The organism is Neoroseomonas terrae (assembly GCF_018129025.1).
Classification (GTDB): Bacteria; Pseudomonadota; Alphaproteobacteria; order Acetobacterales; family Acetobacteraceae; genus Neoroseomonas; species Neoroseomonas terrae.
The window spans coordinates 41,871-53,676 of the sequence record NZ_JAAEDI010000005.1 but is presented as its reverse complement, the minus strand read 5'-3'; the positions used below and the strand labels follow the sequence as shown (position 1 = coordinate 53,676).

General features: G+C 70.8%; 8 protein-coding genes. 1 reads left to right on the top strand and 7 read right to left on the bottom strand.

All coding sequences use genetic code 11. From position 1 onward, the window contains the following. Window positions 1–259: 259 nt before the first annotated feature. From GXW78_RS05395 to tsaE, 3 genes are read right to left on the bottom strand one after another with little or no spacing between them, the layout of a single operon-like run. Window positions 260–988, bottom strand: coding sequence for a nucleotidyltransferase family protein (locus tag GXW78_RS05395; protein ID WP_211866774.1), 729 nt, complete (start codon window positions 986–988; stop codon window positions 260–262). Further along, entirely contained in the window at window positions 985–1,974 is a 990-nt protein-coding gene (locus GXW78_RS05390) for an aminoglycoside phosphotransferase family protein (RefSeq protein ID WP_211866772.1), read from the bottom strand. The genes GXW78_RS05395 and GXW78_RS05390 overlap by 4 nt, the downstream gene beginning before the upstream one ends. After that, the gene (tsaE, locus tag GXW78_RS05385; RefSeq protein WP_211866770.1) at window positions 1,971–2,429 is read right to left on the bottom strand and encodes a tRNA (adenosine(37)-N6)-threonylcarbamoyltransferase complex ATPase subunit type 1 TsaE; all 459 of its coding nucleotides are present in this window, start codon (window positions 2,427–2,429) and stop codon (window positions 1,971–1,973) included. The genes GXW78_RS05390 and tsaE overlap by 4 nt, the downstream gene beginning before the upstream one ends. An 82-nt stretch (window positions 2,430–2,511) precedes the next feature. On the opposite strand from tsaE, the gene GXW78_RS05380 reads away from it, so the two are divergent. Next, window positions 2,512–3,528 carry an NAD(P)/FAD-dependent oxidoreductase gene (locus GXW78_RS05380; protein ID WP_211866768.1) on the top strand — a complete coding sequence of 339 codons (1,017 nt, stop codon included), beginning with the start codon at window positions 2,512–2,514 and terminating at the stop codon, window positions 3,526–3,528. On the opposite strand, the gene GXW78_RS05375 is transcribed toward GXW78_RS05380, so the two are convergent. From GXW78_RS05375 to mutS, 4 genes are all read right to left on the bottom strand, one after another. Then, the gene (locus GXW78_RS05375) at window positions 3,425–4,963 is read right to left on the bottom strand and encodes a UdgX family uracil-DNA binding protein (protein WP_246521912.1); all 1,539 of its coding nucleotides are present in this window, start codon (window positions 4,961–4,963) and stop codon (window positions 3,425–3,427) included. The two genes, GXW78_RS05380 and GXW78_RS05375, sit on opposite strands and share 104 nt — an antisense overlap. Next, window positions 4,963–6,192 carry a putative DNA modification/repair radical SAM protein gene (locus GXW78_RS05370; protein WP_211866764.1) on the bottom strand — a complete coding sequence of 410 codons (1,230 nt, stop codon included), beginning with the start codon at window positions 6,190–6,192 and terminating at the stop codon, window positions 4,963–4,965. The genes GXW78_RS05375 and GXW78_RS05370 overlap by 1 nt, the downstream gene beginning before the upstream one ends. Before the next feature lie 88 nt (window positions 6,193–6,280). Next, a complete protein-coding gene (locus GXW78_RS05365) occupies window positions 6,281–9,100 on the bottom strand; it encodes a [protein-PII] uridylyltransferase (RefSeq protein WP_211866762.1) in 2,820 nt (939 codons plus the stop codon). A 15-nt stretch (window positions 9,101–9,115) separates the two neighbouring features. After that, window positions 9,116–11,800, bottom strand: coding sequence for a DNA mismatch repair protein MutS (mutS, locus tag GXW78_RS05360; RefSeq protein ID WP_211866760.1), 2,685 nt, complete (start codon window positions 11,798–11,800; stop codon window positions 9,116–9,118). Window positions 11,801–11,806: the final 6 nt, after the last annotated feature.

Sequence of the window (11,806 nt, the reverse complement as noted above, 5' to 3'; positions counted from 1 at the left end):
TCCACCTGACGTCGCGGGCATTTCCGCTGTGGGATTGGAGGGGCTTTGCCCCTCCAAGCCACCCCAGCAAAGGCCGAAGGGCCTTTGCAAACCTCCACTTGGCATTGAGCGCCGTTGCGCGCACAGCGCGGTGAGAAGGCGCGGCGGATGCCTGGCGCCGGGCGCCGAGAGATTGCGGTCCAGCTGCTCCAAGCATCTGGCGGGGTCGTCCGGAGGGGCGCCGCCTCTCCGTTCTCCATCACCGCGCGCCCGCGGCTCATCAGAACAGCGCCCGCGCCAGCCCCGCGCGCATCGTGGCCTCGGCCTGGTACAGGTCCTGCGGCGTGGACAGATGGAACCACACGCCGTCATGCACCAGCCCGTACAGCCGTCCGTTCTCGATCGCACGGTCGTACAGCCGGTTCAGGCTGAAGGGGCCGTCCGGCGCGCCCTCGAACAGCGCGGGGGAGAGGATCTGCACGCCCGCGTAGATGTAGGGCGCGATCTCCCGTTCCTTCGGGCGGCGCATCCGGCCGATCGGGTCGAGCAGGAAGTCGCCCTTGTCCACTCTGCCCTCGACCTGGGTGGTGCGCACCATCAGCAGCAGGGCGTCCATCTCGGCGGGGTCGAAGGCGCCGGCCAGGCGACGCAGGGCCGGGCTCGGGCCGTCCAGCCAGAAGGCGTCGCCATTCACCACGGCGAAGGGGGCATCGCCGAGGGCCGGAAGCGCCATCCGCACGCTACCGCCGGTCTCGAGCAGCGCCGGTTCGTGTTGCAGGGTGATCCGCGGCGCGGTGCGACGGGCCATGGCGGCCTCGATCTGCTCGCCGCGCCAATGGGCGTTCACCACTGCGTCGGTCACGCCCGCTGCCTGGAGCCGGTCCAGCGCGTGGTCGAGCAGGGACCGGCCCTCCAGTTCCAGCAGCGGCTTCGGCCGATCGTCGGTGAGCGGCCGCATGCGCGTGCCGAGGCCGGCGGCGAGGACCATGGCGTGGGTCAGGGCGATCATGCGGGTTCCGTCAGGGCCACGGGGTTGCCGCGCAGCGCCGGCGGCACGCGCGCATCGAGGAAGTCGCGCAGCAGGCGCGTCGCGGGGTGTTGCAGGGCCTGGCCGAGAAGCCGCCAGCAGCGCGGGCCGTGGGCCAGGTAGTGCGGCTTGCCGTCGCGCCGGTCGAGCCGCACCCATAGCGCGGCGACGCGCAGGTGCCGCTGCGCGGCGCAGGTGGCCATGGCCGCGGCGAAGGCGTCGCGGTCGACATCGCCGCGGGCATCGAGGTAGCGCGCGATGGCGGCGGTGCGGATCGCGGGTTCAACGTCCCGCCGCGCATCCTCGACCAGCGAGACGAGATCATAGGCAGGGTGGCCGATCGCGGCGTCCTGGAAATCCAGCAGCCCGGTGCGCCGCGCGCCGTCACGTCCGTCCAGGCGCATCAGGTTCGCCGGGAAGTAGTCCCGGTGGACGAAGCCCCCGGCATCGGCAAAGGGGGCCAGCATCGCGCGGATCGCGGCATCCAAGGCGGTGCGCGTCCCGGCATCCGCCGTAGAGCCCATCGCGGCCGGCCACCACCAGTCGAGGAAGGTCGCCGCCGCGGTTTCGACCATCCGTGTCGCGTCCCAGGGCGGCAGGCCGGTGGGCGGCGGGGCGGCATGGAGGGCGGCGAGAGCCTCGGCGGCTTCGAGGTACAGTGGCAGCGCATCCGCGCCGGCATCGAGCAGCGCTGCATGGGTCGCGTCCCCGAAATCCTCCAGGACCAGGAAGCCCTGCGCCTCGTTCGCGGCGATGATGTCCGGGGCGGAGAGGCCTATCCCCGCGATGTGGCGGGCAATGGCGAGGAACGGGCGCACATCCTCGGGCGGCGGCGCGTCCATCAGCAGCGCCGGGCGCGGCCCGCCATGGAGCCGGGCATAGCGGCGGAAGGAGGCATCCGCCGTCAGCGGTTCGAGCCGCGCGGCGCCGAAGCCCGCGCCGTGGAGGAAATCGCGGGCGTCCCTCATGCCGCCAGGCGCCCCAGCCGGTCGTCCCAGCCGCTCAGCCGGGCGTGGCGGGTGTCTTCCGCCTGCCCCGGTTCCAGGGCGATGCGGAGCGCCCCGGCGGGCGCGAGGGAACCTAGCCGATCCGGCCATTCCACCAGCACGATGCCGTCCAGCGCTTCCTCCCAGCCGAGTTCGTCAAGTCCCGCCGGCCCGTCGAGCCGGTACAGGTCGAAGTGGTGCGCCGGCCCCGCCGGCAGGTCGTAGGACTGCACCAGGGTGAAGGTCGGGCTTGGCACTTCCAGCGCCGGGTCGCCGGCGGCGGCGCGGAGCACGGCGCGGGCAAGCTCGCTTTTCCCGGCGCCGAGCGGGCCTTCCAGCAGCACCGCATCGCCCGGCCGCAGCAGCCGGGCCAGGCGTGCGGCGAAGGCATGGGTGGCGGGCAGGTCGGGAAAATCCAGCGTCACGGTCCGGAGCATGGCAGGGGCGCCGGGGACGGCGCGGCTTTGATCCTTGAGCGCACTCCGTCTATCACGCGAGGCTCGATTTGGGGGAGTGCCCATGGCGGCCGTCATCGAAACGGATGTCGCGATCATCGGAGCGGGGCCGGTCGGCCTGTTCGCGGTATTCGAATGTGGCATGCTGCGCATGAAGTGCGTGGTGATCGACGCGCTGGAAGCCGTGGGCGGGCAGTGCACGGCGCTGTATCCGGAAAAGCCCATCTACGACATCCCGGCGCTTCCCGCGATCGCGGCCGCCGACCTGATCGGGCAGCTGGAGAAGCAGATCGAGCCCTTCGCGCCGGTCACATTGCTCGGCCGGCGGGTCGAAGCGCTGCTGCGCGAGGGGGAGATGATCGTCCTCGGCACCTCGGCCGGCGAAACGATCCGCTGCAAGGCCGTGATCATCGCAGCGGGAGCGGGCGCCTTCGGGCCGAACCGGCCGCCGCTTGACGGGCTGGCTGGCTACGAGGCGGGCGGCGCGGTGCGCTACATGGTCTCGCGGCGGGAGGAGATGCGCGGCAAGCGCGTGGTCATCGCCGGCGGCGGCGATTCCGCGGTCGATTGGGCGCTGTCGCTGAAGGGTGTCGCGGCGAAGGTGACGGTCGTGCACCGCCGGCCGAAGTTCCGCGCGGCGCCGGAAACCGCCGCGCAGCTCGATGCCGCCGCGGCGAAGGGCGAGGTCGACATGGTCATCCCGTACCAGCTCCATGGGCTGAAGGGGGATGGATCGACGCTGGAAGCCGTGACCGTCGCAACGCTGAAGGGTGAGGAGCGCGACATCCCCGCCGACCACCTGCTGGCCTTCTTCGGCCTGTCGATGGAGCTGGGGCCGATCGCGGAATGGGGGCTGGGGCTGGACCGCCACCACATCGCGGTCGAGCCTTCGACCTGCGCGACCAATGTCGATGGCGTCTTCGCGATCGGCGATATCGCGACCTATCCGGGGAAGCTGAAGCTGATCCTGCAGGGATTCAGCGAGGCGGCGATGGCGGCGCATGCCATCCATCCGCGCGTGTTTCCGGGAGAGGCGCTGCATTTCGAGTATTCGACGTCGAAGGGCGTGCCGGGGTCGTAGCGAGCCAGTCCCGCGCCGCGACCAGGTCGGCGCGGAAACGGCGCGTTTCGTCCTCCGCGGCGCGCGGGTCGGGCAGGCGCAGCAGATAGGCGGGGTGGACCGTCACCAGCAGCGCGCTGCCGTCATCGAACGGCTGCACGCTGCCGCGATGGTCCGCCAGCCTGCCCTTCTCACCTGTCAAAGCGAACATCGCGGTGGCGCCCGTCGCGACGATCAGCTTCGGCTTTACCAGCGTGATCTCGTGCCGCAGCCACCAGCGGCAATGGTCGATCTCGCCGGCATTCGGTGTGCGGTGAAGGCGGCGCTTGCCGCGCGGTTCGTGCTTGAAGTGCTTCACGGCGTTGGTGACGTAGGTCGCCGCTCGGTCGATACCGGCCTCGCCGAGCGTGCGGTCGAACAGCCGCCCGGCCGGGCCGACGAACGGGCGGCCGGCCAAATCCTCATGATCGCCGGGCTGCTCGCCGACGATCATCAGTTCGGCGGTGTCGGGGCCTTCGCCGAAGACGGTCTGCGTCGCCTGGCAATGGAGCGGGCAGCGAGTGCAGGTTCGGGCAGCGTCGCGCAGCGCGGCGAGCGTGCCGGATGGCGCGGGTGGCTCCGCATCCACGTCCTGCCGGCGCGCCTGGATACGCGCGTGGAAAACTGGCGGCGCCTGCGCAGCCTGGTACGCCATGGCGGCGAGGCGCGATGGCACCTGTTCGATCAGCGTCGGGATCAGCGCGGCTTCGGGCAGGTTCTTCCAGTACTTCTTCGGCATTTCCGATTGCATCGCCTTCACCTTCAGCCGCGCGGGGTTGAAGATCGAGGCGTAGTAGGTGAGCCACAGCGCATCGGTCGGGTCCGCGAGGTCGGGCTTCACGGCGGGCGCGTCGGAGACGGTCAGATCGCCGGCCTGGAACGCGGCCGATCCCTTTGGCGTCAGGATCATCCAGTCCATGTCGGCGAAGCGGCGCACGAAGAAGGGCGCCATGCGCCGCACGATGTGGTGGTCCGGTTCGAACCAGGCGACGAAGCGGCGGCGGACGCTGCCTTCATCACCCGGCACTTCGCGGAACCGGACGAAGGCCGTCATCTTGTGGCAGTCGCGGCGCACGGATTTCTCCATGCGGTGCGCTGCGGCAATATCTGCATCCGCGGCGACCGACAGCAACGCGGCATCGTCCTGAAGCCGCAGCAGGATGCGATACAGAAGCGCGAAGCGGCCGGCATCGGCATGGCAGATGACCGCCTCTGCCAAATCGAGGAAGGCTCGCGGCACGCGCAGCGACGCGACCTCCGCGCTCGGCGAGGGCAAGGGCTGAGCGGCAAAGAGCGACGCTTCCTCCCCCTCGCGCCAGTCGATCTCCTCAGGGCGCGTGCCGGCGAGCGCCAAGGACCGCGCGACGTTGCGCCATTCGGCGACATCACCCGCGCCGTGCAGCATGACGGTCTGCATCACAGCAGCGACAATTGCTGCGGCTGGGGCGCGATGAGCGTCGCCAGATCCGACCGGTCGATCAGCCGCAGCGGGGTCCAGCCCTCGGCAATGATGTAGGGCCGCGCCTTGCGCAGCGGCACGCGAAGCCGAGCCAGGTCATCGAGGCGCAGGCGACGATGGCGGCGGGACGCGATGATCGCATCCGCCGCCTTGATACCGAGCCCCGGCACGCGCAGCAGCATCTCTCGCGCGGCCTTGTTCACATCGACCGGAAAGCGATCGCGATGGGTCAGCGCCCAGGCGAGCTTCGGATCCATGTCGAGATCGAGCATCCCGTCCGCGCGCGTCGCGGTGACTTCCTCGATGCCGAAGCCATAGAAGCGATACAGCCAATCCGCCTGGTACAGCCGGTGCTCGCGCATCAGCGGCGGCTTGGTCGGCGGCAGGCGGGATGATGCATCCGGGATCGGGCTGAAGGCGGAGTAGTAGACCCGCTTCAGCCCGTAGCTGCCGTAGAGCCGCGCGCTGGTGGCGAGGATGGTCGCATCGCTCGCGCCATCGGCGCCGACGATCATCTGGGTGGATTGGCCGGCCGGCGCGAAGCGCCGCGTCGTCTTCGTCCGCAGCGTCGGTTCGCCGGCATCCTCGATCTGCAACCGGACATCGGCCATCGCGCGGCGGATGCCGTCCGGCCGCTTTTCCGGCGCGAAGGCGGCGATGCCGGTGTCAGTCGGCAGCTCGATGTTGATCGACAGGCGATCCGCGTAGAGCCCCGCTTCTTCGATCAGCGCCGGCGCCGCCTCGGGGATGGTCTTGAGATGGATGTAGCCCTTGAAGCCGTGCTGCGTTCGCAGATCCCGCGCGACGCGCACCATCTGCTCCATCGTGTGGTCCGACGACTTCACGATGCCGGAGGAGAGGAACAACCCCTCGATGTAGTTCCGCCGATAGAATTCCAGCGTCAGCCAGACGACTTCCTCTGGTGTGAAGCGCGCGCGCTCGACATTGCTGGACGATCGATTGATGCAATAGGCGCAGTCGTAGACGCAGAAGTTGGTCAGCAGGATCTTGAGCAGAGAGATGCACCGCCCGTCGGGTGCATAGGCGTGGCAGATGCCCGACCCTTCGGTCGAACCGAGCCCACCATTCGATGAGTCACGGCGCGTCGTCCCGCTCGACGCGCAGGAGGCGTCGTATTTGGCGGCGTCCGACAGGATGGCGAGCCGCTCGCGAAGGGATTTGCGCATGGCTCGTGTTCACTATACGTTCTCCATCGGCCACGCAATCAGCAGTGCCGCTGAGACGTGCAATGTGATGGAGACGTGAAGAGTGCGCCTAGGCCCGGCCCGCCACCGCCCGCGTCGCCATGCCGCCGCCGCCCGGTGCCTCGGCGGGCTCCAGGGAGGCCTCCAGCGCCCGGCGCAGCGTGGCGAGCTTGCGCTCGTTCTCGATCTTCAGGCCGAAAACATCCTTCACGTAGAAGACGTCGACCGCCCGCACGCCGTAGGTCGTGATATGCGCGGAGCCGATCTGCAATCCCTGGTCGCTGATCGCGGCCGTGACATCGTGCAGCAGGCCCGGCCGGTCGCGGCCATTCACTTCGATCACGGTGTGGGTGTTGCTCGCATGGTTGTCGATCACCACGCGCGGCGGCACCGTCACCGCGCGCAGCCGCGCCGGTTCCCGCTTCAGCTTGCGGATTTCGTCGCGCAGCCTCAGGCGGCCGGACAGCGACTGCTCCACCAGCACGGCGAGCCGCGCCAAGCGGTGCGGCGCCTCGAAGGCGCCGCCCTGCGCGTCCTGCACCCAGAAGGTGTCGAGCGCCATGCCATCCGTCATGGTGTGGATGCGGGCATCGACGATGGTCGCGCCGGCAACGGCCAGCGCGCCGGCAATCTTGCTGAACAGGCCGGGATGGTCGGTGCAGTAGACCGTCACCTCCGTCACCGCGCGGCTTTCCAGCACGCGCGTCCGCACGGTCAGCGGCGCCTTCGCCTCCTTCGCTTCCTGGATCATCCCCGCGTGGCGCGCATGGGTCTCCGGGTCGAAGGAAAGCCAGTAGCCGGGGTAGCCGAGCTCGAGGAACGCGTCGATCTCCGCCTTGGGCCGGCCCGACAGCAGCAGGGCGGCGGCTTCCTTCGCGCGGGCGACGCGCACGTCGCGTTCCGGCACGGACAGGCCGCCGGCCAGCACTTCCGCCACGCGCCAGTACAGTTCCCGCAGCAGCGTCGCTTTCCAGCCGTTCCAGACCTTCGGTCCGACCGCACGCATGTCAGCGACCGTCAGCACCAGCAGCAGGCGCAGGCGTTCGGGCGATTGCACCACCTCCGCGATGTCGAGGATCGTCTTCGGATCCTCGATGTCGCGCTTGAAGGCCGTCTGGCTGATCATCAGGTGGTGCAGCACGAGCCAGGACACGGTCTCCGTCTCCTCCGGCGTCATGCCGAGCATCGGGCAGACGGTCTGCGCCAGCTCCGCCCCCAGTTCGGAATGGTCCCCGCCGCGCCCCTTCGCGATGTCGTGCAGCAGTACGGCAACGTAGAGCGCGCGGCGCGACTGCAACTGGCCGACCAGCTCGCTCGCGACCGGCGCGATCTCGTGCAGCTCCCCCCGTTCGAGGGAGGCAAGGACGCCCACCGCCTCGATGGTGTGCTCGTCCACCGTGAAGACGTGGTAGGTGTCGAACTGCATCAGCCCGACGATGCGCGACCAGTCCGGCAGCAGGCGGGAGATCAGCCCGGCCTCGTTCAGCAGCCGGAGCCAGTATGCCGGGTCGCGGCCGGTCAGCAGGTTCAGGAATTCGTTGCTCGCTTCCTTCTCGCCGCGCAGGCGCGCCACGTGGCGCGCGTGGCGGACGATGGCGCGGAAGGCCAGCGGATGGATGTCGAGTCCGCGATCGCGCGCCATGCGGAAGATGCGCAGCATCAGCACGGGGTCGATGGTGAAGTCGTGGCCCGGGGCGGCGATGATCTTGCCGTCCGCCAGCGCGAAGCCGGCCTCGGTCAGCGCCTTGTCGGAGGCCGGCACCACCGCGGGCGGGCCGAGCGAGGCGCGCTCAATCGCCGGTTCGACGATGCGGCTGAACCGCGCGACGTCCCGCACCATCAAGAAGAAGTGCTTCATGAAGCGTTCCACTCCGTCCTGAAGCCCGTGACGGGTGTAGCCCATGCGGGCGCCCACGACGGGCTGGAGGTCGAAGGTCAGGCGCTCCTCGGCGCGGCCGGTGACGATGTGCAGGTGGAAGCGGACCGTCCAGAAGAAGTCCCAGGCGCGGCGGATGGCACGCGCTTCCTCGGGCAGCAGCAGGCCGCCGCCGGGGCTGTCGGGGCCGACGAGTTCCGGCATGCGCTGCACGTTGAAGGCGTAGCGGGCGAGCCAGTAGAGCGTCTGCAGGTCGCGCAGCCCGCCGCGGCCTTCCTTCACATGCGGCTCGACCAGGAAGGGGCTTTCGCCATAGCGCGCATGGCGCTGCTGGCGCTCGGCGCGCTTCGCCACCAGGAAGGGCGTCAGCCCCCATTCGGCGCGCGCCTTGCGGAAGGCTTCGGCGAAACGGAGGAACACGGCTTCCTCCCCGGCGATGTGCCGGGCATCGAGCAGCGCCGTCAGCACCGTCGCGTCGCCCTTGGCGTCCACCAGGCAATCGGCGCGCGACCGTGTGGCGTGCCCCACCTTCAGGCCGAGATCCCAGAGCAGGTAGAGCATGAACTCGACCGATTGCCGCCCGCGCGGGCCCATGCCGGCGTCGGTCAGGAACAGCAGGTCGATATCGGAATAGGGGGCGAGGACCCCGCGGCCGTAGCCGCCCGTCGCCACCAGCGCCCACGGCTTGTCGCCCGCCGCGGGCGGCAGGGATGCGTCGGCATAGGCGCGGATGCCGATCATCACGACATCGGTCAGGGAGGCCAGCCAGCGCGCCGCCGGCAGGCCAGACACCTCATGCGCCTCGAACACCTGCTGGACGCGGTTCTGGATGCGGCCGAGATGCCGCCGCAGCAGCGCCACCGCCTCGTCGCGCGGAACGGGCCGGCCGTCGGGGATCAGGTCCGCGAGCAGGCCGGAGAGAAGGACAGGTGGTTCACCCGCCACCGGAGCCGGCCGCCGTGCCGGGCCCTCGGAGGGTCCGGTGTCGGGTCCGGCGTGGTCCAGGGATGTCATCGCACGGAACACTAGCTAGTCCTTGTGCGGTGCGACAGGCCCCAGCAGCGATTTGAGGTGGTAGAGAATGTCAAGGGCCTCTCGCGGACTGAGGGAATCGGCATCGAGTTCCGCCAGCGCCGTAACGGCGGGGTGATCCGCGGCGGCGGCGGGCGTTGGCGCGGCAGGGGTCGCGCGAGCGAAGAGCGGCAGCTCGTCCGACAGCGGGTCGAGCCCGCGCGCCCGGGCTTCCAGGGCCTTCAGGACCTCCTGCGCGCGGGCCAGGACCGGGCGCGGCACGCCGGCCAGGCGGGCGACGTGCACACCCCAGGATTTCTCGGCGGCACCGGGGCCCACGCGGTGCTCGAACACCACCTCCCCGCGCCACTCGCGGACCTGCATGGTGGCGGGGGCGAGTTCCGGCAGCTTGCCGGCGAGCGCCGTCAGCTCATGGAAATGCGTGGCGAAGATGGTGCGGCAGCGGATGCGGTCGTGCAGCGCTTCGAGCACCGCCCACGCGATCGCAAGCCCATCCCACGTCGCCGTCCCGCGGCCGACCTCGTCGAGCACGACAATGGATCTGGCGGTCGCCTGGTTCAGGATCGCGGCCGTCTCGGCCATCTCGACCATGAAGGTGGAACGTCCCCCAGCGATATCGTCCGCCGCCCCGACGCGGGAGAACAGGCGGTCGGTCAGGCCGATCCGCGCGCTTTCGGCCGGCACGAACAGCCCGGCCTGCGCGAGGATGACCAGCAGCGCGTTCTGCCGCAGGAAGGTCGATTTGCCGGCCATGTTCGGGCCGGTCAGCAGGCAGAGCCGCCGGCCGGCCGACAGATCGCAGTCATTCGGCACGAAGGCCGGGCCGCGGGCGCGGGCCAGTGCCGCCTCCACCACCGGATGGCGCGCGGCGACCACGGCAAAGTCGCCCCGGTCGGTCATGTCCGGCCGGCACCAGCGGCCGTCGGCGGCCAGCTCGGCCGCGGCCCCATGGACGTCCAGCTCCGCCATCGCGGCCGCGGCGGTGGCGATATCGCTGGCCGCAGCGAGACACAGCCGGCGCAGATGCTGCGCGATCACGCGTTCGCGTTTTCCCGCCTGCTCACCGGCCTCCGCGACACGGCGATCGAGCTCGGCGAGCGCGGTGCAGGTGAAGCGCATGGCATTCGCCATGGTCTGGCGATGCACCGGCGCCTGCGGGCCGTCCTTCATGCCTTCGCGCAGCAGCTTCTCGCCGGCGGCGGAAGGCACTTCAGCGAGGAAGCCGAACTGCTGGTGATGGCGGATCTTCAGGCTCGCCACCCCCCAGGCCTGGGCGAGATCCATCTGCAGCGCGGCGATCGCCTCCCGCGCGCCGTCGCGCAGGCGGCGCAGTGCGTCGAGTTCGCCGTCATAGCCGGCGGCGACGAGGCCACCATCGTCCAAACGCGCCGGCAGCGGGTCGGCCAGGGCGCGCAGCAGCTCGGCACGCGGGCTGTCCGCCGGGCGCAGCGCGGCGCGGGCGCCGGCGATCAGGGCCGGAATGGGCGGCACACCGGCGGCGGCGGCAAGCGCCGCCTCCATGGCCTCGGCGCGCGTGAGCCCGTCGCGGATGGCGCCGAGATCACGCGGGGCGAAGCGGTCAAGCGACAACCGCGCCAGGGCGCGCGCCATGTCCGGCGCCCCTTTCAGCGCCGCGCGCAAGGCGTCGCGTACTGCCCCGGCCGCCAGGAGGAAGGCAACGGCATCGTGGCGGGCCGCGATCGGTTCCGCCTCGGCCAGCGGGGAGGCGAGGCGCGCCGCCAGTTCCCGCGCGCCGGCCGGCGTCACCGTGCGGTCCACCGCGCCGAGCAGCGCGTGGCGCGGGTCGCCGCGCTCGGAGCGCAGGATCTCGAGGCTGCGGCGCGTGGCGCCGTCCATCTGCAGCACGCCGCGCCCGCCGGCCGGCACCGGCGGCGAGAGGCGTGGCAGCCCGCCGGCCTGGGTCAGCCGGACGTAGTCCAGCGCCATGGCGGCGGCGGCGATCTCCTCGGCGCCGAAGCTGCCGAAACCGTCGAGCGTGGCGACGGCGAAGGCCTCGGCCAGCCGGCGCGCACCGTCCCGCGGCACGGCGAGGTGCGCGATGCGCTCCGTCAGCATCAGCAGGGCCGGGTCGCGGGCGAAATCCTCGGGGCACAGGATCTCGGCCGGTTCCAGCCGCGCGAGCAGCGCCGACAGATCGACCGCGGACAGACCTTCCGTCGCGAAGGCGCCGGTCGTCACATCAAGCCAGGCGGCGCCGAGCACATCCCCGTGCGGCGCCAGCGCCAGCAGCCAGGCGGGGCGGGCGGCTTCGAGCAGCGCCTCCTCCGTCACCGTGCCGGGCGTGACGATGCGCGTCACCTCGCGCCGGATCGTCGGCGCCTTGCGGCGTTTCTGCTCCTCCGGCGTCTCGGTCTGGTCGCAGATGGCGACGCGGAAGCCCTGGCGGATCAGCCGCGCGAGATAGGCATCGACGGCCTGAGCCGGCACGCCGCAGAGCTTCACCTTCTCGCCCTGGTGCTCGCCGCGGTTGGACAGCGCGATGTCGAGCGCCGCGGAGGCGACCTCGGCATCCTCGAACAGCATCTCGAAGAAATCGCCCATCCGGAAGAAGATCAGGGCGTCCGGATGGGCGGCCTTGGCGGCGAACCATTGCGCGATGGCGGGGGTCGCCCCTTCTGCGGAACGAAGGGGCTTGCGGTTCTGCGTCGGCGCGCCTGTCATGCTCGG

Coding starts and splice junctions, on each gene's coding strand:
- GXW78_RS05395 (WP_211866774.1), bottom strand. CDS start 988: ATGATCGCCCTGACCCACGCCATGGTCCTCGCCGCCGGCCTCGGCACG.
- GXW78_RS05390 (WP_211866772.1), bottom strand. CDS start 1,974: ATGAGGGACGCCCGCGATTTCCTCCACGGCGCGGGCTTCGGCGCCGCG.
- tsaE (WP_211866770.1), bottom strand. CDS start 2,429: ATGCTCCGGACCGTGACGCTGGATTTTCCCGACCTGCCCGCCACCCAT.
- GXW78_RS05380 (WP_211866768.1), top strand. CDS start 2,512: ATGGCGGCCGTCATCGAAACGGATGTCGCGATCATCGGAGCGGGGCCG.
- GXW78_RS05375 (WP_246521912.1), bottom strand. CDS start 4,963: ATGCAGACCGTCATGCTGCACGGCGCGGGTGATGTCGCCGAATGGCGC.
- GXW78_RS05370 (WP_211866764.1), bottom strand. CDS start 6,192: ATGCGCAAATCCCTTCGCGAGCGGCTCGCCATCCTGTCGGACGCCGCC.
- GXW78_RS05365 (WP_211866762.1), bottom strand. CDS start 9,100: ATGACATCCCTGGACCACGCCGGACCCGACACCGGACCCTCCGAGGGC.
- mutS (WP_211866760.1), bottom strand. CDS start 11,800: ATGACAGGCGCGCCGACGCAGAACCGCAAGCCCCTTCGTTCCGCAGAA.